Below are 22,577 nucleotides of genomic sequence, written 5' to 3' on the forward strand. Positions count from 1 at the left end.
CAATCTGAACAGAACACGGCTATAAACCAGTTTTGCGTAAACGAAAACTGATCGCACTATCTGAACGCAACCGGCATTCAGGCATATCCGAGCGATTCCAACAGAATTACCAAGCCATTCAAGGGCATGGAACGTACCATCAGCGCGGCAGAGAACCGCGCATCGCAATGACCCGAGCCAGAACCGACCGGATGAAAAGGATGGCTATCGCACCGATCGCCCAAATGATCCAAAGCGCCGGAACAAGCAAACTATGCAGCAATCCGATCCCGGAACCTGCTACCTGATCCAGCTTGAACACATCCAGCAGCGCAGTCGCTTCTTTGCCGATCAAGCTTTTTCCAGTCTCGGCCAAAGCTGGTCCATTGCCACTGATCCAGACAATCACGGCATCCGAGATGTAGTAGGCAAACCACATCAACAATGTCCAGATTATCAGTCCGACAAGGGCGACCAGCCAGAAACCGGGGCCATTATTCGCTGAAGGTCGCGTTTGATGAGCAGGGGTGTATCTCATTGGTTTCGAGCCTCATAGAACCTTTGAGACCAGTCTGCATCCTCTAGCGACTAGAGAAGCAAGCAGCTTTTTTTAGCCTGCTTCGATAGCAATACGGCCCTACAAGAAGCTTTGCGGATCAATATCCACCTGAACCCTTATCGAGCCTTTTTCCTTCGGCCCGGCGGCGAGCAAGACGCGGATAAATCCTTGAATGTCGGCGCGTTTGGTCCCGTGCACCAGAATGCGGAAACGGTGTCTTCCCCGCACGAGCGCAAGCGGTGCCTCGGCAGGCCCGAGCACGGAAATCTCCGGGGATGAGGGTGCCGCACGGCGAAGCGCACGCGCATGATTTTCGGCTTCGGGCCGGTTGTCCGCGGAGATAATCAACGCGGCGAGCCGCCCGAAAGGCGGCAAAGCACTGCGTTCGCGCTCCTCGATTTCACGGGCGTAGAATGCGTCTGCGTCGCTGCTGACGATTGCCCGCATCACCGGATGATCCGGCTGGTAGGTCTGGATCAGTCCGAGGCTCTTGCGACCGGTTCGACCGGCGCGTCCCGTCACCTGATTGAGAAGCTGGAAGGTGCGCTCAGCCGCGCGGGGATCGCCATTGGCAAGTCCCAGATCGGCATCCACGACACCCACCAATGTCATGTTGGGAAAGTTATGCCCCTTGGCAACAAGCTGCGTGCCGATCACGATATCCGCCTCGCCTTTTGCGATAGCATCGAGTTCCAGCCGCAGCCGCTTCACGCCGCCTGCCATATCAGACGAAAGAACTATGATTCGCGCTTCGCTGAACGTTGCCGCGACTTCTTCCGCGATGCGCTCCACGCCCGGACCGCAGGCGACCAGATGATCCAGGGTGCCGCATTCGGGACAAGCCTCCGGCACCGGCTCATGATAGCCGCACTGATGACACATCAGCTGTCCGCGAAAACGATGTTCCACGAGCCAGCTTGAACATTGCGGACATTGGAAGCGGTGGCCGCAGACCCGGCACAGGGTCAAAGGCGCGTAACCGCGCCGGTTGAGGAACAAAAGCGCCTGCTCTCCGCGTTCCACCGTCCTGCCAACAGCTTCGGTCAGTGCGGGCGACAAAAACCGGCCCGGCGGTGGTGGAGAACGTCGCATGTCGATGGTCTTCAGATCGGGCAGTGCGGCTTCCGCATAGCGACCATAAAGCTTGATTCGCTTGTAGCGCCCCTGCTCCGCATTGACCTGACTCTCGATGGATGGCGTGGCCGATGCCAGCACCACCGGAAAGCCGCTGATATGGCCGCGCACCACCGCCATGTCGCGCGCATTGTAGAAGACCCGGTCTTCCTGTTTGTAAGCCGGATCATGTTCTTCATCGACAACGATCAGCCCCAGTTCCTTGAAGGGCAGAAAGAGCGCCGACCGCGCCCCTGCCACAACCCGCACCGTACCCTCGGCAATCTGCCGCCAGACGCGCTCCCGGGTGCGGGGTGCAAGGTCGGAATGCCATTCGGCAGGCTTTGCCCCAAAACGATCGTGGAACCGGTCGAGAAACTGTTGTGTCAGCGCGATCTCAGGCAAGAGAATCAGCACCTGCTTGCCTTGCTCAATCGCCTTGGCAACGGCTTCGAAATAAACCTCGGTCTTGCCCGATCCGGTCACGCCATCAAGCAGTGAAACCGAAAAACAATCGGCTTCGACGGCTTCCGACAGCATTTCAGCCGCCGCCTGCTGGTCTTCCGAAAGCGTGGCCCGTGCATAGTCGATATCGGGCTTTGCCACCACGGCTGGCGGCGGCAGCATGACTTCTTCGAAAATACCTTGCGTCTTCAACCCGTCCACGACCGTCATGGAGACACCCGCCGCATGGGCAAGGCCGGATCTGGTCCATGCAAGCCCGTCGCGGGCAAGCTCCATTACCCGCGACCTCGCTTCGGTCATACGCTCAGGCTCACCGCCGGAATAACGAAGACCCGGCACCGATGGTTCGGGATCAAATGCAGCTGGCACACGCAGGACCATGCGCGCCACCATGCCTGGCGGCGAAAGCGTGTAGTCAGCTGCCCAGCGCATGAAGCGCAGCATGTCGGCTCCCACCGGCGGGCAGTCGAAAACTTCGGAAATCGCCCGCAGCTTTCTGGCGTCAACAGCGTCGGTTTCCCCCTCACAGACGATCCCCGCCACCTCACGAGGTCCGAGCGGCACGCGCACGATCGATCCGGGCTGGACGTTCATCCCTTCCGGAACCATATATGAATAAGGCCGCTCCGCGGGCATGGGCACGAGCACGGGAACGACCCGTGGTGCGAGCTCCGGAAACAGACTGGAAATATCGTGCGAATCTTTCGACATGATCGCGTGACCTTGGCGCGGCTTTGCGCTAAAGAAAAGCCACCTTCCGGGAATTAAATGGTTTTAAATTCCTCAAATCCACCCGCGCTCATTATGGAGGAACGCTGTTATGAAGTTTTTCGTGGACACTGCGGACGTCAAGGAAATCCGCGAGCTCAACGACCTTGGGCTGGTCGATGGCGTGACCACCAACCCGTCCCTCATCCTGAAGTCGGATCGTGACATTATCGAAGTGACCAAGGAAATCTGCAACATCGTCAAGGGCCCGGTTTCCGCCGAGGTTGCCGCGACAGAATATGAGCAGATGATGAAGGAAGCAGCCGTCATCGCCAAGATCGCTGACAATATCTGCATCAAGCTGCCTGTAACCCTCGACGGATTGAAAGCCTGTAAGGCTCTGTCTTCTGATGGTCACAAGGTCAACATGACGCTCTGCTTCTCGGCCAATCAGGCACTTCTGGCAGCCAAGGCCGGCGCGACCTTCATTTCGCCGTTCATTGGCCGTCTCGACGATACCGGCATCAACGGCATGGAGCTGATTGCCGAAATCCGCACGATTTACGACAATTACGATTACCGCACCGAAATTCTTGCCGCTTCGGTTCGCACCGTCAATCATGTCAAGGAAGCAGCCCTCATCGGCGCCGATGTCGTGACCGCGCCTCCGGCAACGCTCAAGGCACTGGTCAAGCATCCGCTGACCGACAAGGGCCTCGAAACCTTCCTCGCCGATTGGGCGAAAACCGGTCAGACGATCGCCTGATCGACGATTTTCAGAGACAATGAAAAGGCGGGCCATCGGCTCGCCTTTTTTTATTCCAGTACCGTTTCCCCGTCCTGCTTGCTCACCCGGATCGGTCTTGCGCCGCAATGTTCGGCAATCGCGCTGGCGAGGGCGGCTGAATGGGTCACCACCCATATCTGGCTGCGTTCGGATGCCTGCGCGATCATGCGGGCAAGTGACGGGATCATATCGGGATGCAGGCTCGCCTCCGGCTCATTGAGCGCGATCAATGGCGGCAGGCGATAGGAGAGCAGCGCACCCGCCAGAGCCAGCAGGCGAATCTGTCCGTCGGACAGTTCTCCGGGGCGAAATGTTCGCGGCGGGAAAGCCGGGAAATTCAGGCCAAAAGTCGCCGTTTCTTCCGGATAGGGAATGACCAGCTTGGCACCCTCCAGCGCGTCGGCAACCAGACGATCAAGGTCGACCGTATCCTGCCGGATATGGGCAAGCGTGGCAAAGACGGAGGCAAGATTGCCACCGTCCTCGTCCAGCATCGCAGCGGTTGCGGCTATGGACGGCTGACGCACTGGCGCATCACGGTCGCTTCGAAAACCGTGGTAAAAGCGCCAGCCACGTATCTGCGCGGAAAGATCGCCTATCTCCGGATAATGGCCTGACTGTCCGAGCACCGCCAGCCCGCTTTCCGAAGTCAGAAGCCGCGCCGGGTGCTCCATGCGCCGCCCTTCCCCGTCCCGCGCGAAAACCGCAGGTCCGCGCCGATCCATCAGATCCACGGGGCGACGACCGGTATCGAGATTGAGCTGTTCTTCCTTGATCTGCGGCTCGAAGGGAAAGGCACCGGAAACCGGCGGCGGCAGACCTGCCTCGACACGATAGGAAAGACGCGAGGCGAGCCGCTCGTCTTCAAAATCCGCTTCCAGAATGATGCGCGCCGATTCGTGCTTACGGCGATTGCCGCTCCACATGGCCGATTGCATCCCGCCTTCGCGCACCACTTCCGTCGAGAGATTGCCCTCCGCCGCCGCCTTCACCAGTTGCAACGCCCGATAGAGATTGGATTTTCCGGCACCGTTCTCTCCGACGAAAACCGTCACCTGTCCGAGATCGAACCGGACGGAACGTAGCGAACGATAGCCTTTGGCGGAAAACGAAATGAGACGCATGGTTTGATCGGGCCCTGCAAATGAAAAGGCGGTGTGAAACACACACCGCCTTTATAGCCACCTGTCAATTTGAGACTAGAGCATTTCCAGTTTAAATTGAATCGTTGGAAATACTCTATCTTTTTGTTTTTACGCATTATCCTACGCAAAACCGCTTCGGAATTTTGCTGGAAATGCTCCGGCCTATTCCCACTTCATCTCGCCCTTGATGACCTTTGCACCGAGTTCCAGGCTACTTTCACCGCCAAGATCAGGATAACGCTTCTTCATTGCTGCGATCAATTCGCCGCTATCCTTGGCTTTCGCCGCTTCCTCATCGAAGGCCGCGATATAATCGCGGGTGAACTTGATTGCCGAAACATCCGTCGCCGAACCGGGCTTCATATGCGCCGGAACAACCACTTCAGGATTGCGTGCAGCAATCGTATCGAGATTTCTGATCCATGCCTCACGCTGGGAAAGATCGGGCGTATCGGCAAGCCAGACATGCTCGCCTGCCGTTATCAGGACACCGCCGAACACCGCCTTCAGCGAAGGCACCCAGAGATAACGCCTGTTCGTCATGCCTTCGGCGGAAACGATTTCAATCTCATTGCCCTCAAGCTCCAGCGCCTTCACATCGGAAGCTTCGGGAATAACGACATCCGACAGTTTCTGCGGGCCATTGTCCTTGAGTTGCGGACCCCAGACCTTCAATTTCGCCTCGATATTGCCCTTGATCGCATCGACCGTTTCAGGGGCCGCGATGATGCGCGCATCGGGAAAAGCGGCCTTGATCGGGCCAAGGCTGAAATAATAGTCCGGATCGCTCTGGCTCACATAGATCGTGGTCAGCTTCTTACCCGTTTCCTTGATCTTCTCGGCAACCGCCTTGCCGTCCGAAAGCGTGAAGCCGCCATCAAGCAGGATCGCGTCCTTGTCTCCGGTCAGAAGGACAGGCGTACGATTGAAGCCATTCTCATCCGCCTGGAAATATTGCCATTGCAACGGCGACGCCTTTTCCTGTGCCATCGCAGGACCGGCAACTGCCAGCCCCGCCAAAATCGCGAGACTGCCCATCGTCATGGAAAACCGCTTCATCCAACTACTCCTGTAAAAACTGGTTTGAACCAGCGGACGCATCATGCGCTCGCAGAAGCATTCAGGTTGCTAATCACTCCAGGAAAAACAAGAAGACACATGAATGTTGGGTAGGCACAGCAATGTTACCTTCCTGAATTCATTACTAATTATCCAACCTCTAAAACAAAAAAAGCGGCACCTTGCGGCACCGCCTTTCGATGTCAGGTCGAAGCCCGATCAGAGCTTCGACAATTTCTGCGCCAGAGCGAGGAACACCTGTTCGGCAAGTTCTTCGGCAGCGCGCTTGCGCGCATCGCGTTCGGCACGCAGGTTTGCGAACTCCTGACGCGGACGGTCGAAGGAAGCGCCAACCGTGCGGGTGCCAGCGGCAAGCGGCTTGCCGTCCTTGTCACGCAACACGAAGTTCGACGTTGCCTTGACGATACCAGCCGATGGACGACCTGTACGGTCGGTCTGATCGCCAATATCCACACTCACCGCGGAGATCGTATTGCTGCTCAGACCAAGACCAAGCCGATAGGTCGGGTTGGCCGGTTCACCGGCGCCACCGCCAAGCAGGAAGATCAGGCGATTGCGGACCTGCTGCTGAAACACATCGCCAGCCGGATCTATGGCCACCGAAGCAAGCTTGGTGCGCATGTCCGGCGTCACGCTGCCGCCTATGGTTCCACCGGCACCAGCGCCGGAAGAGTAAAGCGGCTGCACGGTGCATCCAGCCATCAGAACCGCGGCCCCGAGTGCGAAAAACGCAACCCGGAAGGCTTTGATTGCGGAGAAAAAGCGGTCAGGCAACGACATTGACGATCCTTTGCGGCACCACGATAACCTTCTTCGGCGAGCTCCCGTTGAGCACAGCCTTGACGAAGTCAAGTTCGAGCACCGCCTGCTGGATGCTAGCTTGATCAGCGTCGCGGGCGATTGTCAAATCCCCACGCTTCTTGCCGTTGATCTGCACCGGCATAACGATCTCGTTTTCCACCACCATGGCTGGATCGAATTCCGGCCAGGCACTGCGGGCAACCAGCGTTTCACGACCGGCAATCTTGCCGCCAAGTACGGCCAGGCACTGTTCAGCCAGATGCGGCATCATCGGCGCCAGCATCAGGATGAGCTTTTCAGTGACGTCACGGACGGCACTCTTCAACTCGTCATCCGCATTGCCCGAAGCCACCTGCTGCAGGGATGCAGCAGCCGTGTTGACCAGCTCATAAAGACGGGCAACGCCACGGTTGAAGGCGAGCTTCTCGATATCGTCACCGACAGCCTTGACCGCCTTGTGCGCAGCCTTGGAAACGACAAGGGCTTCACCCTGCGTCCCGGTCCTGGGCGCAACGTCCTTCAGATGTTCGGCGGCTTCCGCCACCAGACGCCAGACGCGCTGCACAAAACGATGGGCGCCTTCGGCACCGGCTTCCGTCCAGATCACGTCACGCTCGGGTGGCGAATCAGACAGCATGAACCAGCGCGCCGTATCAGCACCGTAGGAAGCGATAATGTCATCCGGATCGACAACATTCTTCTTCGACTTCGACATCTTCTCGATGGAACCGATTTCCACCGGCTCGCCGGACGAGAGCAAGGTCGCACTGCGCTTGCCGTCGGTTTCCTCGATGCGAATGTCGGCAGGTGCCACCCACTGGCCGTTGGCCTTGTAGGTTTCGTGCACCACCATGCCCTGCGTAAACAGGCCCTTGAACGGCTCGTCGATGCCGACGTGACCGGCCACCTTCATCGCGCGGGTGAAGAAACGCGAATAGAGCAGATGCAGGATCGCGTGTTCGATACCGCCGATATACTGATCGACCGGCAGCCAGTGATCGGCGACCTTGCGGTCGGTCGGTTCGTTTTCCCATGGTGCCGTAAAGCGCGCATAGTACCAGGACGAATCGACGAACGTGTCCATCGTATCGGTTTCACGACGCGCATCGGCACCGCATTTCGGACATTTTACATGACGCCATGTTGCATGACGGTCGAGCGGATTGCCCGGACGGTCGAACTCGACATCGTCCGGCAGCTTGACCGGCAGATCGGCGCGCGGCACCGGATTGACGCCACAGCTTTCGCAATGGATCATCGGGATCGGGCAACCCCAATAGCGCTGGCGCGAGATGCCCCAGTCACGCAGACGGAACTGCACCTTGCGGCTTGCCTGCGGGCTGTTGCCGAGACTGGTCTGTTCCAGACGATTCGCCACCTCATTGAAGGCCGCTTCCGGCGTCATGCCGTCGAGGAAGCGTGAGTTGATCATCACGCCATCATCGGTATAGGCCGTTTCGCCGATGCTGAAGCCTGCCGCATCCTCGCCCTTCGGCAGAACGACAGGCGTAACCTTCAATTTGTACTTGTTGGCGAAATCCAGGTCGCGCTGATCATGCGCCGGGCAGCCGAACACCGCGCCCGTGCCATATTCCATCAGGACGAAATTGGCGACATAGACCGGCAGTTCCCAGTTTTCGTCGAACGGGTGCCGGACTTTCACGCCCGTGTCGAAGCCCTTCTTCTCAGCCGTTTCCAGCGCCGCCAGCGACGTGCCGTGCTGATGGCATTCTTCGATGAAGCCGGTAAGCGAAGCATTGTCTTCGGCCAGTTTCTTTGCCAGCGGATGATCTGCGGAGATCGCCACAAAAGCCGCACCGAACAGCGTATCCGGACGGGTCGTATAGACCTCGATTTCCGAGAAACCGGCAGGCGCGGTATTGCCGTCCAGCGCGAAGCGGACCTGCAGGCCTTCCGACTTGCCGATCCAGTTGCGCTGCATCAGGCGAACCTTTTCCGGCCACTGGTCGAGCGTATCGAGACCGGCCAGCAATTCCTCGCTGAAATCCGTGATCTTGAAGAACCACTGCGTCAGCTCGCGCTGTTCGACCAGTGCGCCCGAACGCCAGCCGCGACCATCCACCACCTGCTCGTTGGCAAGCACGGTGTTGTCGACCGGATCCCAGTTGACCTTGGAGGTCTTGCGCGTCACCAGACCCTTTTCAAAAAGGTCGATGAACAGCATCTGCTGGCGATGATAATATTCCACATCGCAGGTCGCGAATTCACGCGCCCAGTCGAGCGAAAGACCCATCGATTTGAGCTGCCTGCGCATCGTGGCGATGTTCTGGTAGGTCCATTCCTTCGGATGAACCTTGTTCTGCATCGCTGCATTTTCCGCAGGCATGCCGAACGCGTCCCATCCCATCGGATGAAGCACGTTGAAACCCTTGGCGCGCTTGTAACGGGCGACAACGTCACCCATCGCATAGTTGCGCACATGCCCCATATGGATGCGCCCCGATGGATAGGGGAACATCTCGAGCACATAATATTTCTCGCGGCTGTCGCTATTGTCGGTTTCGAAGGTCCGGTCTTCTTCCCAGACTTTCTGCCAATGAGCTTCCGCCACGCGCGGATTATAACGTTCGGCTGCCATGACCGTATTTACTCGTACGAAGGTGATGCAATAAGGAGAGTCGATGTTTAATGGCGACCTTCACCACGTATTGGCGAAAGCGTCAACCTTTTGCGGATGAAAAGCCTGAAAGCGAGAGTTTCATGTCAGATATCGTAGCGAAGCTGAGCACGGTCAAGGCCGCGATCGCCAATGCCGAAGAGGAAGCACAGCGCGACAGGGGTTCCGTTACGCTTGTCGCCGTATCGAAAACCTTCGATGCGGAGGAAATCCGCCCGGTCCTCGACGCAGGCCAGCGCGTCTTCGGTGAAAACCGCGTGCAGGAAGCACAAGCCAAATGGCCGGGACTGCGCGACGATTATTCCGGCATCGAACTGCATCTCATCGGCCCGCTGCAATCCAACAAGGCCGCCGATGCCGTCGCCCTCTTCGATGTCATCGAAACCGTCGACCGTGAAAAGATCGCAGCCGCCTTGGCCGTCGAGATCAAAAAGCAGAACAAGGCCCCAAAGCTCTACGTGCAGGTGAATACCGGACTTGAAGAACAGAAGGCCGGCATTGCGCCGAAGGAAGCTGTCGCCTTTGTCGAGCGCTGCCGCAAGGAACATGGCCTCGCCATCGAGGGGCTGATGTGCATCCCGCCTGCGGATGAAAATCCGGGGCCGCATTTCGCGCTTCTGGAAAAGCTCGCCCGCGAGGCACAGGTCGAAAAACTCTCCATGGGCATGTCGGGCGATTATGAAACCGCCATCGGTTTCGGCGCGACATCGGTGCGTGTCGGCTCGGCCATCTTCGGCGGACGGAGCTATGCCAACCCCACCTGAATTGTCACCCCTACTGTTTGTTCTTGTCGCATTATCCTACGCAAAACCGCTTCACACTTTTGCTGGAAATGCTCCTAATGCAGGACGATCTCGCCCTGCACATTCCTCCAGTCCGAGGGGCCAAGCAGCCGGAAATGCGTGTAGCTGACCGAATGCAACGGCCCGTCGATTTCCCGATTCCAGAATTCGATGAAATGATTGAGCACCGGAAAATCGGGCGCGAGGTCATAATCCTGCCAGACGAAAAGCTGCAGCAGATGCGGGTGATCAGGCAAGTGGTAGAAAACTTTCGCCGTCGTCAGACCATAACCGGCGAGTTGCAGTTCGAAGGCTGACTTTGCGTTCAAAGCGGACGTCGTCATGGCGATTTCCCCTTTTTGTGAAGAGCCATATTGTCAGGCTCCTGAATAGGAGATAATCACTCAAAATGGTTTTTAAACTGTAAAAACAATATATTAGCACCATTCGACAGCGAGTGCTGCCAGTTGCCATTTCTAACGATGCGTCATTGTGGATCATAGACGCGCCGATTGTCTAATTTACCTTGCCCGCAATGGAAGGTAGACAGGGCACCCGATGGTCTCGCCTTTCATGGTGGACCGTCTCATCCGGCGGGAGGTGCCGGTCAGTTTTTGGGTGCATTTATACGAGCGGGATATCGTCCGGCTCGCGGAATGCTGAAGGAGGAAATCATGTCGGAAAAGCTTTACCCGGTCCTTGCCGAGGCAAAGAGAAACACGCTCATCGACAACGCAACCTATCTCGAATGGTATCAGGAAAGCGTGAGCGACCCGGACAGCTTTTGGGCAAAGCACGGACGGCGCATCGACTGGTTCAAGCCCTTCACCAAGGTCAAGAACACCGATTTCAACGGCGACGTATCCATCAAATGGTATGAGGACGGCGTTACCAACGTTTCCTATAACTGTATCGACCGCCACCTGAAGAGCCGTGGTGATCAGGTTGCGATCATCTGGGAAGGCGACAATCCCTATATCGACAAGAAGATCACCTATCGCGAATTGCATGAGAATGTCTGCCGCCTCGCCAATGTGCTGAAGAAGCACGGCGTTAAGAAGGGCGACCGCGTCACGATCTATCTGCCGATGATCCCGGAAGCGGCTTATGCGATGCTGGCCTGCGCGCGCATCGGCGCTGTGCATTCCGTCGTCTTCGCCGGTTTCTCACCGGAAGCACTTGCCGGTCGCATCGTCGACTGCGAATCCACTTTCGTCATCACGGCGGATGAAGGCGTGCGCGGCGGCAAGCCGGTTCCGCTGAAGGAAAACACCGATACCGCCATCGACATTGCAGCCAAGCAATATGTCATGGTCAACAAGGTTCTCACCGTGCGCCGCACCGGCGGCAAGGTGAGCTGGGGACCGGGCCGCGATCTCTGGTACCATCAGGAAGTTGCTAGCGTCGAACCGACCTGCGATCCCGAACCGATGAATGCGGAAGACCCGCTCTTCATCCTCTACACCTCCGGCTCCACCGGCAAGCCGAAGGGCGTGCTGCACACAACCGGCGGCTATCTCGTCTATGCATCGATGACGCATCAATATGTCTTCGACTATCATGACAGCGACATCTACTGGTGCACGGCGGATGTGGGCTGGGTGACAGGTCGCTCCTATATCGTCTACGGCCCGCTCGCCAACGGCGCGACGACATTGATGTTCGAGGGTGTGCCCAACTTCCCCGATCAGGGACGTTTCTGGGAAGTCGTCGACAAGCATCACGTCAACATCTTCTACACTGCGCCTACGGCCATCCGCGCCCTGATGGGCGCCGGCGATGAATTCGTCACCCGCTCGTCGCGTTCGACGCTGCGCCTGCTCGGTTCGGTTGGCGAGCCGATCAATCCGGAAGCCTGGGAATGGTATTACAACGTCGTTGGTGACCAGCGGTCGCCGATTGTCGATACATGGTGGCAGACGGAAACCGGCGGCATTCTCATCACCCCGCTGCCCGGCGCGACAGACCTGAAGCCAGGCTCTGCAACGCGTCCGTTTTTCGGTATCAAGCCGGAACTGGTCGATAATGAGGGCGTTGTCATTGAAGGTGCCGTGGACGGTAATCTCTGCATCATCGACAGCTGGCCGGGCCAGATGCGCACGCTTTACGGCGATCACAAGCGCTTCATCGAAGCCTACTTCTCGACCTATAAGGGCAAATACTTCACCGGCGACGGCTGCCGTCGCGATGAAGACGGTTACTACTGGATCACGGGCCGCGTCGATGACGTGCTCAACATTTCCGGCCATCGCCTCGGGACGGCGGAAATCGAATCTGCACTCGTCTCGCATCACTCGGTTTCAGAAGCCGCCGTTGTGGGCTATCCGCATCCGATCAAGGGACAGGGCATCTATTGCTATGTCACGCTGATGACCGGCGAAGCAGTTCAGGACGAAGATGCCCTGCGCAAGGAGCTGACCCAGCACGTGCGCAAGGAGATCGGTCCTATCGCCACGCCGGACAAGATCCAGTTCTCGCCGGGCCTGCCGAAAACCCGCTCGGGCAAGATCATGCGCCGCATCCTGCGCAAGATCGCCGAAGACGAGTTCGGCGCACTGGGCGATACCTCGACGCTGGCCGATCCGGGCGTCGTGGACGATCTGATCGAAAATCGCCAGAACAAAAAATAGTAAAAAGCCCCGGGAAACCGGGGCTTTTTTTCGATGCTGCCTGAGAAGGCACCCAAGTTTGGTGGGATTTTCGGCGTACTGAGACGAAAATCGTGATCTTCGAGAACCGGAGCGGAGTGTACTTAAAGTACATGAGCACCGGAAGCGCAGAGGAGCGCGATTTGCAGACCAGCAGGGCGACAATATCCCAAACTTATTAGAAATCGATCGACCGACCCTTGATCTCCCAATCGCCGAAACGGGCGGGGTCCTTGCCGCCGCGACCGCCAAGTTCGCGGGGCGCTTCGTTTGCCTTTTCGGCAGCGCGGCGCGCTTCAGCTTCCTTCAATGCGCGCTGGGCAGCAGGCGGCAGGTCTTCGAACGTGCGCTTGTCAACGTTTTGCGGGCTTTCGGTTTTTTCGCTCATCGGTCACAATCCCGTTCTCGGTTTTTGCTTCGAACATTGAAGCAAAGCCTGTTCATACCCATCATATAGGCAGAAAGGCTTGCCGTGCAAAACCCTTGCGGGTCGTGCAGCCTAAGATTTGGAGACCGCCGCAGATGAATATGACAAAAACTGCCATGCTGATCGCCCTCATGACGGTCATGTTCATGAGCATCGGCTATTTGCTGGGCGGCGGCGGCGGCATGATGATTGCGCTTGTGATTGCAGTCGCCATGAACCTGTTCGGCTACTGGAACTCCGACAAGATGGTGCTGCGCATGTACAATGCGCAGGAAGTGGATGAGCGCAGCGCACCGGACTATTACCGCATGGTGAGCGGGCTGGCCGCCAATGCGGGCCTTCCGATGCCGAAGGTCTATATCATCCATGAAGACCAGCCGAACGCTTTCGCCACGGGCCGCAACCCCGAAAATGCTGCCGTTGCAGCCACAACCGGGCTCCTCAACCGCCTGACGCCGGAAGAAGTCGCGGGCGTGATGGCGCACGAGCTGGCGCACGTCCAGAACCGCGACACACTGACCATGACCATCGTCGCAACACTTGCCGGTGCCATATCCATGCTCGGCAATTTCGCCTTCTTCCTGGGCGGCAATCGCGAGAACGGCAACGGCATCATGGGCGTGGTCGGCACCATTCTTGCCATGATCGTCGCGCCCTTCGCCGCAATGATCGTGCAGATGGCTGTCAGCCGCACCCGCGAATATGCCGCTGACAAGCGCGGCGCGGAAATCTGCGGCAATCCGCTGTGGCTGTCCTCGGCGCTGGGCAAGATCGCGCGCGGCGCCAAGGCCATCCCAAATGAGGAAGCCGAACACAACCCGGCAACCGCGCATATGTTCATCATCAATCCCTTGAGCGGACGTGGCGCAGACAATCTTTTCTCGACACACCCTGATACCGATAACCGCATCGCCGCACTTGAACAGATGGCTGCCGAAATGGGCATCCGCTCCGCTGGAATGGCACCGCGTGCCGCTGCCCCTTCCCAAAGCGGTGGTCCATGGGGTAATGCAGGCGGTAACAGCAATGGCGGTTCGGGTTTTCGCGGACCGTGGTCATAAATAAAGTTGAACAGTGTGAACGATAAAAAGCCCGCGCCAAAGCGTGGAAATAAAAAGCCGCAAACGAATAACAGCGCCGCAGACCTGCGCCCCGGTCTGGCGGCGCGTTTGTGTGCGGCACGCCTTCTTGGCGCGGTAATCGAAAAGAACACCTCGCTCGACGGCCTGACCGACAATACGCACGGCCATCCGCAATATCTGGCGCTGGAGCCGCGCGACCGCGCGCTGGTTCGCGCCATTCTCGGCTCTGCGCTCCGCAATCGCGGCAGCATCGAACGCGCCATCAACAAGCGGCTCGACCGGCCATTGCCGGAAAATGCAGTAGCACTGAAGCATCTTCTGCATGTCGCCATCGCCCAGATTTTCTATCTGAACCTGCCCGATCACTCGGCGGTCGATCTTGCGGTGGAAGCGGCGAACAACGATCCGCGCAATCGCAAATATGCCGGTCTCGTCAATGCGCTGCTGCGTCGCCTTTCGCGCAACAAGGAACGTGCTCTCGCCCACACGCTTGAGCCCGAAACCAACGTGCCAGAGTGGTTTGCCAAAAGCATCACCGACGCCTATGGCGCGGAAAAAGCAGCAGCCATTCTTGCCATGCATGCCTATGAGCCGCCGATCGATTTCACGGTCAAGGGTGACACAAAGGCATGGGCCGAAAAGCTCGGTGGCGTTGCGCTGCCCAACGGTTCGGTGCGCCTGCAAACGGTCGAAGGCAATCTCACCGACCTGCCCGGCTTTGCCGAAGGTGACTGGTGGGTGCAGGATGTGGCGGCAAGCCTGCCTGCGCGCCTGATGGGTGATATCAAGGGCAAACGGGTAGCCGACCTGTGCGCTGCCCCCGGTGGCAAGACGGCGCAGCTCGTACTTCAGGGCGCAGACGTGACCGCGCTCGACCTTTCCGAAAACCGGCTGAAGCGCCTGCGCGGCAATCTGGAACGTCTCGGCTTCGAGGCGAAGACCGTTGCCACCAATCTGATGGATTTCCAGCCGGACGAACTGTTCGATGCTGTGCTTCTGGATGCGCCCTGCTCTTCCACCGGCACTGTGCGCCGTCATCCGGATGTGCCTTGGACCAAGACGCCGCAGGACATAGCAAAACTTGCCGAACTTCAAGGCAAGCTTTTGGCGCACGCGGCCACTCTGGTCAAACCCGGCGGCGTAATCGTCTTTTCCAATTGTTCGCTGCACCCGCTCGAAGGCGAGGAAATGGCGCGCAAGGCAGCGGAAAATCCGTTGCTGGAACCTTTCCCGATCACGGAGCAGGATTGCCCCAGTCTGAACGGGCTTCTGGATGGGCTGGTCACAGCAGAAGGCTTTCTGCGATCCACCCCGGCAGACTTGCCGCCGGATCGTTTTGAAGGCAATCCGCACATGGCTGGCATGGACGGCTTCTTCGCGGCCCGCTTCAAGCGCCGGGCCTGAGACCGGATATAAGCAAACAAATCGTATAATTTGCCATAACGGGTCGCGATACCCGTTATGGTTAACGCTCGATTCACCATTTCTGTACAATTGTATCAAAGGAACTGGCTGCTCGATCTGGCCAAACAATAATGACAAACGATACGGAGAAAGACCGGGTGGCAGTCGCCCTCAGCGAAACCCCACATCTTTGGGGACTGGCCGTTGCACAGGCTTGGCGCAAGTTCAGCCGCCGTCTGCGCATGGGGCCGCTTTATCGCTGGCGCTTCACCGGCTTCACCCCCGACCGTATCCTGATCGCACCGCCTGATCTGCGCGTAGCAGACCCGCAATTGGCACAGGAATTCTATCATGGCCGTTTTGCGCTGGCCGGTCGTCTGGTCGAAACCGGCGGATTGTCGCCTTTCGCCGTCGAACCGCCGACGCCGGAATGGGAAGCAGCGCTTCAGAGTTTCGGCTGGCTGCGTCATTTGAAAAGCGCCAATAGCGAACTGGCAACCGCTAATGCGCGCGCGCTCGTTGACGACTGGATGCGCATGTTCGGCAAGCGGATCGGTGGCATCGCCTGGTCACCGGAAGTCACTGCCCAACGCATCATCGCCTGGCTTCAGCATTCAAACCTTATTCTGTCGGGCGCCGAACTCCCCGCCTATCGCCGCTTCATGCGCTCGCTTGCCATGCAGGTGCGTTATCTGCGCACCGTTGCCGCCGCCATGGATGATGGCGAGGAACGGTTGCGCGCCCGTATCGCGTTGGCATTCGCCGCTCTGGCTCTGCCTGTTTCGCCACCGACGGCACGCGCCGCCCGGCGCAATCTGGAGTATGAGCTGAAACGCCAGATTCTGCCCGATGGCGGACATATCTCGCGCAACCCCGTTACGGTTCTGGAACTGCTGGCCGATCTTTTGCCGCTCCGCCAGACCTATGCCAATGGCACGGAAGCCCCGCCCAAGGCGCTGATCGAAGCCGTCGAGCGCATGTTGCCGGCCCTGCGCTTCTTCCGCCATCAGGATGGCAGCCTTGCGCTTTTCAACGGCGTCGGCCCCACCATGCCGGAACGCATCATCTCGGTTCTCCGGCATGACGAGACCGCTGGATCGCCGCTGACCCATGCACCCTATTCCGGCTATGAACGGCTTTCGATGGGTTCGACCACCATCATCGCCGATACCGGACTGCCGCCGCCGGTCACAGCTTCGCGGGATGCCCATGCCGGCTGCCTCGCCTTCGAAATGTCCTCCGGGCGCCAGCGCTATATCGTCAATTCCGGCATTGACCGTTTCGGTCCGCCGGAATTTCGTCCATTAGGCCGTTCCACGGCTGCGCACTCCACGGCCACCATCAACGACACGTCCTCGTGCCGCTTCAGCCTCAATGCGGGTCTCTCCAACATGATCGGCACGCCGATCATTGCAGGCCCGACCCGCGTGCAGCGCGACCGGATCGAGGAAATGGGACGACAGGGCTTTGTTGCCAGCCATGACGGCTATGCGCGCCTGTTCGGCATCTATCACGAACGTCGCCTTGTGCTGTCGCACAATGGCAGCGTCATTCAGGGCGCAGACCGCTTCTATCGCGGCGATGGCCGTCCGTTGAAGGCGAACGGACGCGACAATATTGCGGTGCGTTTCCATCTGCATCCGTCGGTCGATATTTCCTTCGATGAGAACGGATTGATCGTTCTGTCGGCGGATCGTGACGATACCTGGGTCTTCTCCTGTTTTGAAGTTGCGCCGCAACTGGAAGATTCGATCTTCTTTGCGGGCTTCCGTGGCCCCGTGACATCGAAGCAGATCGTGCTCTCCTTCCCGGCATCAGAATTGCCGGAAGTGAACTGGCAGTTCAGCCGCGTCGCACTCGGCAGTTACGTATAATAGCAGGGCGCTAAGATGCTAACGCATCACGCCCTGAAAATGCTCAATTGCCGCACGGGCTTAACCAAGTCTCGATGAGTCAAACTCAATGAGACTTGGTATAGTCCGCTCTCCACCGCCCTCATCCTGAGGAGGCGCGGTAGCGCCGTCTCGAAGGGTCGAGGGTCAATGGGATCGAATGCGGGGCAAGAAATACCTCTTCACCGTTCTTTTCCGGCCTTTTGCGATAGGATTCTCGGCGCGCCTGTGTTAGGGCGAGCCGTCCACTTTCCTGAACGCATCCGTTTCAGCAACGAAGAGACCAACTCCCTATGGCTGTCAGCTCCAAGCATATTCCCGCTCCCGATCTTCATCGGGTGCGCCGCGCCCTCCTTTCCGTTTCCGACAAAACCGGCCTGATCGATTTCGCCAAAGCGCTTCACGCGCAAGGTGTCGAAATCCTCTCGACCGGCGGCACCGCCAAGTCGATTGCCGCTGAAGGCATTCCGGTGAAGGATGTATCCGAAGTAACCGGCTTCCCGGAAATCATGGACGGACGCGTCAAGACGCTGCATCCGGCGGTCCATGGCGGCCTGCTCGCCGTGCGCAACGATCCGGAACACGTCGCGGCCATGGAAGAACACGGCATCGGCGGCATCGATCTTGCCGTCATCAATCTCTATCCGTTCGAGGAAGTCCGCTTCAAGGGCGGCGACTACGACACGACCGTCGAAAACATCGACATTGGTGGCCCCGCGATGATCCGCGCTTCGGCCAAGAACCACGCCTATGTCGCCACGGTCGTCGATCCTGCCGACTATGCCGACGTCGTCACCGAACTGGAAAAGCACGCAGGCTCCCTGCCGCTTGCCTTCCGCAAGAAGCTCGCCGCCAAGGCCTTCTCGCGCACGGCAGCCTATGACGCAGCCATTTCCAACTGGTTTGCCGAAGCGATCAACGAAGAAACTCCGGTCTATCGCTCGGTCGCAGGCAAGCTGCATTCCGTCATGCGCTACGGAGAAAACCCGCACCAGACGGCTGGCTTTTATCTCACTGGCGAGAAGCGCCCCGGTGTTGCCACCGCGACCCAGCTTCAGGGCAAGCAGCTCTCCTACAACAACATCAACGACACCGATGCGGCTTTCGAACTCGTCGCAGAATTCGACCCTGCCCGCACCGCAGCCGTCGCCATCATCAAGCACGCCAATCCTTGCGGCGTTGCAGAAGCAGCCACCATCAAGGAAGCTTATTTGAAGGCACTCGCCTGCGATCCGGTTTCGGCGTTCGGCGGTATTGTTGCGCTCAATAAAACGCTCGATGAGGAAGCCGCTGAAGAGATCGTAAAGATCTTCACCGAAGTCATTATCGCTCCGGATGCCACCGAAGGCGCACAGGCCATTGTTGCTGCCAAGAAGAACCTCCGTCTGCTCGTCACCGGCGGCCTGCCGGACCCGCGCGCCAAGGGCATTGCCGCCAAGACGGTTGCCGGTGGTTTGCTGGTCCAGTCGCGCGACAATGGTGTGGTCGACGATCTCGATCTCAAGGTCGTCACCAAACGTGCGCCGACCGAAGCCGAACTCAACGATATGAAATTCGCCTTCCGCGTCGGCAAGCATGTGAAGTCGAACGCCATCGTCTATGTGAAGGACGGCGCAACGGTCGGCATCGGCGCAGGCCAGATGAGCCGCGTGGATTCAGCCCGCATCGCAGCCCGCAAGGCTGAAGACGCAGCAGAAGCCGCCGGTCTTGCAGAACCGCTCACCAAGGGCTGCGTGGTCGCTTCCGACGCGTTCTTCCCGTTTGCCGACGGTCTGCTTTCCGCCGTTCAGGCCGGTGCAACCGCAGTCATCCAGCCGGGAGGTTCCATGCGGGACGATGAAGTGATAGCCGCTGCCGACGAACACGGCATCGCCATGGTCATGACGGGGATGCGTCACTTCCGCCATTAGAGCTTTTACGCATTATCCTGCGCAAAACCGCTCCGCACTTTTGCTGGAAATGCTCTAACCCCTTATAAAAAGTATATATCGAGGCCCCGGAACCAACCATTCCGGGGCCTCGTTTTCATTGAGTTTCATATTGTTTCGTTTAAATTCGTTTTCAGCATAGACCGGATCAACGGAGGAGCCCGCCCCATGACGCAGTTTATCGGTTCCATCGACCAGGGAACCACGAGTTCGCGTTTCATCATTTTCGACAGGCAGGGCGATATCGTCGCGAGCGACCAGCGCGAACATGAGCAGATTTATCCAAAGGCGGGCTGGGTCGAACACAATCCGATAGAAATCTGGCGCAACACACAGCACGTCATTGCCGCAGCACTCAAAAAAGCAAAACTGAAGGCAAGTGATATCGCTTCCGTCGGCATCACCAATCAGCGCGAGACCACACTGCTCTGGGACAGGAAAACCGGTGCGCCGCTCTATAATGCAATCGTCTGGATGGATACGCGCACCGACGAACTTGTTTCCCGGTACACGAAGGACGGCGGCGCAGACCAGCTGCGTGCCAAGACGGGCCTGCCAATCTCGACCTATTTCTCCGGGCTCAAGCTGCGCTGGATACTCGACAATGTTCCGGGTGCGCGTGAAAAGGCCGAAGCCGGAGACGCACTTTTCGGCACAATCGATACATGGCTGGTCTGGAACCTGACCGGCGGCACCGATGGCGGCATCCATATCACCGATGTGACCAATGCTTCCCGCACCCAGCTGATGGATCTTTCGACGCTGCAATGGGATGAAGACATACTTCGTCTTTTCGATATTCCGTCAGCCTGCCTGCCGGAAATCCGCTCTTCAAGCGAAGTCTATGGCGAGATCACCCTGCCCTCCCTTTCCGGTGTAAAACTTGCGGGCATTCTGGGCGACCAGCAGGCAGCGCTCTTCGGTCAGGCATGTCTGGAACCGGGCGAAGCCAAGAACACCTATGGCACGGGCTGCTTCATGCTGATGAACACCGGCGAGAAACTGGTGCCCTCCAATTACGGCCTGCTGACCACGGTTGCCTACAAGCTCGACGGCGCCAAGCCGGTTTATGCGCTGGAAGGCTCCATCGCCATTACCGGCGCCCTGGTGCAATGGCTGCGCGACAATCTCGGCATCATTAAGAACAGCAGCGACATCGAAACGCTGGCGCGCACCGTCGAGGACAATGGCGACGTCTATTTCGTTCCCGCCTTTTCCGGCCTCTTTGCACCGCATTGGCAGGATTCAGCGCGCGGTATCATTGCTGGCCTCACCCGCTTCGCCAACAAGGGGCACATTGCCCGGGCGGCCCTGGAAGCGAGCGCCTATCAGGTGCGCGAAGTGCTCGATGCGATGGTGAAGGATTCAGGCGTCGAAATCACGGAGTTGCGCGCCGATGGCGGCATGACCATCAACGAACTGCTCATGCAGTTCCAGTCCGACATTCTGGATGTGCCGGTCGTGCGCCCGAAAATTATCGAGACGACGGCGCTGGGTGCTGCCTATGCGGCAGGGCTTGCCGTCGGCTACTGGAAATCCACGCACGACATCGTGGAAAACTGGCAGGTGGGCCATCGCTGGCATCCGCGAATGCCCGTAGACGAGCGCACGCGCTTGTTCAACGCATGGGAAAAAGCGGTTCAGCGTTCACTCGGCTGGATCGAATAAAAGTCAGATTCCGGCCCGTTACAGCGGGCCGGATGCAAGCGGCTTGTCGGCGGGGTAAGGCGTTATGGCCGCCAGATAGAGCCCGACGGCGAAGAACAGCAGCAGCACCGACATGCCAAGTGCAGCCGAGCCGCTGAGCGCAGTGATCGTCGCAACCAGAAACGGTCCGAGAAAACTCGTCGCACGCCCCGCCAGCGCATAGATGCCGAAATATCGACCCGATTCCTCCGGCTTGATGCTGCGCGCAAACCACGACCGGGACGAGGCCTGTATAGGCCCAAGCGCGACGCCGATCGTCAGCCCGTAGATGAGGAAAGCCTGTTCCGAAGCTGTCGAGAACAAGCCTTTTGCCTCCGGATAGCTGACAGGCACCAGACCGAACAGCAGATAATGCGTTCCGGTGGAAACGATACCGAGCGAAGCCAGCAGCAAAAGCACCAGCGATCCGATGACGATGATCTTGGAGCCGAGCCTGATATCGAGGCGCGCCGCGACAAGGCAGCTCAGGATCGCCGACACATTGGTGATCATGCCGAAGAGGCCAATCTCGTTGATGCTCCATTGAAACAATGAAGCGGCATAACCGGCGCCGAGCGCGACAATGGCATTGAGCCCGTCCTGATAGAAAAGGCGGGCGGCCAGAAAGCGCGTGATCCCCGGATGTTCGCGCACTTCCCGCAGCGTCGATTTGAGTTCCGCCAGACCGCTGCCGATTGCCTGACGCAGCGGCTGCCCGCGCGCCTGATCGGGTGTAAACAGAAACATCGGCATGATGAAAACAAGATACCAGAGTGCCGCTATGGGGCCGGTGATGCGGGCATCTTCGCCGCTGACGGGGTCGAGGCCGAAGAGTGGCGGGAGCCCAATCAGCGTCTTGCCTGTGTCGGGTGATGCAGCCAGAAAAACCACCACGAAGATCAGCACCAGAACACCACCCAGATAGCCAAGCCCCCAGGCCAGATTGGACACCCTGCCGATCTCGCTGCGCGGGACAAGCCGCGGCATCATGGAATCGTTGAAAACGATTGAAAACTCCGCCGACACCATTGCGATACTGAAAGCCAGAAGCACCCAGAACAGGTTCGCACCGGGCACCGCAAACCAGAGCGTCATGAGTCCAACGATCTTGAGGACAGCAAAAAAGCCGATCCATGGTTTGCGGGAGCCTGTCTTGTCGGCAATCGACCCCAGAACAGGCGAAAGAACAGCGATCACAAAACCTGCGGCAGCGATACCATAGCCCCAGGCAATCTGCCCGGCTTCAGGCGTGTCGGCCATGCGGGAGATGAAGTATGGACCGAAAATGAAGGTGACAATAACCGTGAAAAATGGCTGTGCCGCCCAGTCGAAAAATATCCAGCCCCATATGCCGCGCCGCGAGGCATAGCCCCGAGCAGGCAGAACCTGATCGCTCAATTGTTTGTTCCTTCCCCCGGACAAGAAGTTGGTCCAACCATTGACCGGCCAGTCG

17 protein-coding genes are annotated in these 22,577 nt (G+C 58.5%); 8 read left to right on the forward strand and 9 right to left on the reverse strand.

Annotated features, from left to right (window positions below; genetic code table 11):
• Positions 1-139: 139 nt before the first annotated feature.
• Both ABDF71_RS13825 and ABDF71_RS13830 read right to left on the reverse strand, forming a co-directional pair.
• Positions 140-517: a hypothetical protein gene (locus ABDF71_RS13825; protein WP_144405846.1), complete on the reverse strand. Its 378-nt coding sequence runs from the start codon at positions 515-517 to the stop codon at positions 140-142.
• 99 nt (positions 518-616) lie between these two features.
• Positions 617-2,827 carry a primosomal protein N' gene (locus tag ABDF71_RS13830; protein WP_433760867.1) on the reverse strand — a complete coding sequence of 737 codons (2,211 nt, stop codon included), beginning with the start codon at positions 2,825-2,827 and terminating at the stop codon, positions 617-619.
• Positions 2,828-2,936: 109 nt separating this feature from the next.
• Between ABDF71_RS13830 and fsa the strand changes: the two genes are divergently transcribed.
• The gene (gene fsa / locus ABDF71_RS13835; RefSeq protein ID WP_500061632.1) at positions 2,937-3,590 is read left to right on the forward strand and encodes a fructose-6-phosphate aldolase; all 654 of its coding nucleotides are present in this window, start codon (positions 2,937-2,939) and stop codon (positions 3,588-3,590) included.
• Positions 3,591-3,640: 50 nt separating this feature from the next.
• Here fsa and ABDF71_RS13840 read toward each other — a convergent pair whose 3' ends face one another.
• The 4 genes from ABDF71_RS13840 to leuS form a co-directional block, all read right to left on the reverse strand.
• Positions 3,641-4,735: an AAA family ATPase gene (locus ABDF71_RS13840; protein WP_151665239.1), complete on the reverse strand. Its 1,095-nt coding sequence runs from the start codon at positions 4,733-4,735 to the stop codon at positions 3,641-3,643.
• Between the two features lie 183 nt (positions 4,736-4,918).
• Complete coding sequence (locus tag ABDF71_RS13845; RefSeq protein ID WP_433760872.1) at positions 4,919-5,815, reverse strand: MBL fold metallo-hydrolase; 897 nt, start codon at positions 5,813-5,815, stop codon at positions 4,919-4,921.
• Positions 5,816-6,034: 219 nt separating this feature from the next.
• The gene (gene lptE, locus ABDF71_RS13850; RefSeq protein WP_010661475.1) at positions 6,035-6,616 is read right to left on the reverse strand and encodes an LPS assembly lipoprotein LptE; all 582 of its coding nucleotides are present in this window, start codon (positions 6,614-6,616) and stop codon (positions 6,035-6,037) included.
• Positions 6,603-9,236, reverse strand: coding sequence for a leucine--tRNA ligase (gene leuS / locus ABDF71_RS13855; protein ID WP_500061633.1), 2,634 nt, complete (start codon positions 9,234-9,236; stop codon positions 6,603-6,605). The genes lptE and leuS overlap by 14 nt, the downstream gene beginning before the upstream one ends.
• A 122-nt stretch (positions 9,237-9,358) precedes the next feature.
• Between leuS and ABDF71_RS13860 the strand changes: the two genes are divergently transcribed.
• Complete coding sequence (locus tag ABDF71_RS13860) at positions 9,359-10,039, forward strand: YggS family pyridoxal phosphate-dependent enzyme (protein ID WP_071633463.1); 681 nt, start codon at positions 9,359-9,361, stop codon at positions 10,037-10,039.
• Between the two features lie 74 nt (positions 10,040-10,113).
• On the opposite strand, the gene ABDF71_RS13865 is transcribed toward ABDF71_RS13860, so the two are convergent.
• Positions 10,114-10,401, reverse strand: a complete 288-nt coding sequence (locus tag ABDF71_RS13865; RefSeq protein ID WP_006471250.1) for an usg protein — start codon at positions 10,399-10,401, stop codon at positions 10,114-10,116.
• Positions 10,402-10,731: 330 nt separating this feature from the next.
• Between ABDF71_RS13865 and acs the strand changes: the two genes are divergently transcribed.
• Positions 10,732-12,687, forward strand: coding sequence for an acetate--CoA ligase (gene acs, locus ABDF71_RS13870; protein ID WP_500061634.1), 1,956 nt, complete (start codon positions 10,732-10,734; stop codon positions 12,685-12,687).
• A gap of 196 nt (positions 12,688-12,883) precedes the next feature.
• Here acs and ABDF71_RS13875 read toward each other — a convergent pair whose 3' ends face one another.
• A complete protein-coding gene (locus ABDF71_RS13875; RefSeq protein WP_500061635.1) occupies positions 12,884-13,093 on the reverse strand; it encodes a DUF1674 domain-containing protein in 210 nt (69 codons plus the stop codon).
• 134 nt (positions 13,094-13,227) lie between these two features.
• Here ABDF71_RS13875 and htpX point away from each other — a divergent pair, with 134 nt between their 5' ends.
• The 5 genes from htpX to glpK all read left to right on the forward strand — a co-directional run bounded on the left by htpX (position 13,228) and on the right by glpK (position 21,106).
• Positions 13,228-14,193 (forward strand): zinc metalloprotease HtpX, encoded by a 966-nt coding sequence (gene htpX / locus ABDF71_RS13880; RefSeq protein WP_029929454.1) that lies wholly within the window; start codon positions 13,228-13,230, stop codon positions 14,191-14,193.
• A gap of 15 nt (positions 14,194-14,208) precedes the next feature.
• Positions 14,209-15,618: an RsmB/NOP family class I SAM-dependent RNA methyltransferase gene (locus tag ABDF71_RS13885; protein WP_043061912.1), complete on the forward strand. Its 1,410-nt coding sequence runs from the start codon at positions 14,209-14,211 to the stop codon at positions 15,616-15,618.
• 131 nt (positions 15,619-15,749) lie between these two features.
• Entirely contained in the window at positions 15,750-17,492 is a 1,743-nt protein-coding gene (locus ABDF71_RS13890) for a heparinase II/III family protein (protein WP_010661483.1), read from the forward strand.
• A 311-nt stretch (positions 17,493-17,803) separates the two neighbouring features.
• Positions 17,804-19,420, forward strand: coding sequence for a bifunctional phosphoribosylaminoimidazolecarboxamide formyltransferase/IMP cyclohydrolase (purH, locus tag ABDF71_RS13895; protein ID WP_071633457.1), 1,617 nt, complete (start codon positions 17,804-17,806; stop codon positions 19,418-19,420).
• A 186-nt stretch (positions 19,421-19,606) separates the two neighbouring features.
• Positions 19,607-21,106 (forward strand): glycerol kinase GlpK, encoded by a 1,500-nt coding sequence (glpK, locus tag ABDF71_RS13900; protein WP_029929449.1) that lies wholly within the window; start codon positions 19,607-19,609, stop codon positions 21,104-21,106.
• A gap of 18 nt (positions 21,107-21,124) precedes the next feature.
• Here the strand turns inward: glpK and ABDF71_RS13905 are convergent, their stop codons facing one another.
• Positions 21,125-22,522: an MFS transporter gene (locus tag ABDF71_RS13905; RefSeq protein ID WP_010661486.1), complete on the reverse strand. Its 1,398-nt coding sequence runs from the start codon at positions 22,520-22,522 to the stop codon at positions 21,125-21,127.
• Positions 22,523-22,577 lie beyond the last annotated feature (55 nt).

Source organism: Ochrobactrum sp. WV_118_8, from assembly GCF_039631535.1.
In the GTDB taxonomy this organism is placed as follows: Bacteria; Pseudomonadota; Alphaproteobacteria; order Rhizobiales; family Rhizobiaceae; genus Brucella; species Brucella anthropi.

Bases quoted from the DNA above. Each gene is read 5' to 3' on its own strand.
- ABDF71_RS13825 (WP_144405846.1), bottom strand. From the start codon at position 517: ATGAGATACACCCCTGCTCATCAAACGCGACCTTCAGCGAATAATGGC.
- ABDF71_RS13830 (WP_433760867.1), bottom strand. From the start codon at position 2,827: ATGTCGAAAGATTCGCACGATATTTCCAGTCTGTTTCCGGAGCTCGCA.
- fsa (WP_500061632.1), top strand. From the start codon at position 2,937: ATGAAGTTTTTCGTGGACACTGCGGACGTCAAGGAAATCCGCGAGCTC.
- ABDF71_RS13840 (WP_151665239.1), bottom strand. From the start codon at position 4,735: ATGCGTCTCATTTCGTTTTCCGCCAAAGGCTATCGTTCGCTACGTTCC.
- ABDF71_RS13845 (WP_433760872.1), bottom strand. From the start codon at position 5,815: ATGAAGCGGTTTTCCATGACGATGGGCAGTCTCGCGATTTTGGCGGGG.
- lptE (WP_010661475.1), bottom strand. From the start codon at position 6,616: ATGTCGTTGCCTGACCGCTTTTTCTCCGCAATCAAAGCCTTCCGGGTT.
- leuS (WP_500061633.1), bottom strand. From the start codon at position 9,236: ATGGCAGCCGAACGTTATAATCCGCGCGTGGCGGAAGCTCATTGGCAG.
- ABDF71_RS13860 (WP_071633463.1), top strand. From the start codon at position 9,359: ATGTCAGATATCGTAGCGAAGCTGAGCACGGTCAAGGCCGCGATCGCC.
- ABDF71_RS13865 (WP_006471250.1), bottom strand. From the start codon at position 10,401: ATGACGACGTCCGCTTTGAACGCAAAGTCAGCCTTCGAACTGCAACTC.
- acs (WP_500061634.1), top strand. From the start codon at position 10,732: ATGTCGGAAAAGCTTTACCCGGTCCTTGCCGAGGCAAAGAGAAACACG.
- ABDF71_RS13875 (WP_500061635.1), bottom strand. From the start codon at position 13,093: ATGAGCGAAAAAACCGAAAGCCCGCAAAACGTTGACAAGCGCACGTTC.
- htpX (WP_029929454.1), top strand. From the start codon at position 13,228: ATGAATATGACAAAAACTGCCATGCTGATCGCCCTCATGACGGTCATG.
- ABDF71_RS13890 (WP_010661483.1), top strand. From the start codon at position 15,750: ATGACAAACGATACGGAGAAAGACCGGGTGGCAGTCGCCCTCAGCGAA.
- purH (WP_071633457.1), top strand. From the start codon at position 17,804: ATGGCTGTCAGCTCCAAGCATATTCCCGCTCCCGATCTTCATCGGGTG.
- glpK (WP_029929449.1), top strand. From the start codon at position 19,607: ATGACGCAGTTTATCGGTTCCATCGACCAGGGAACCACGAGTTCGCGT.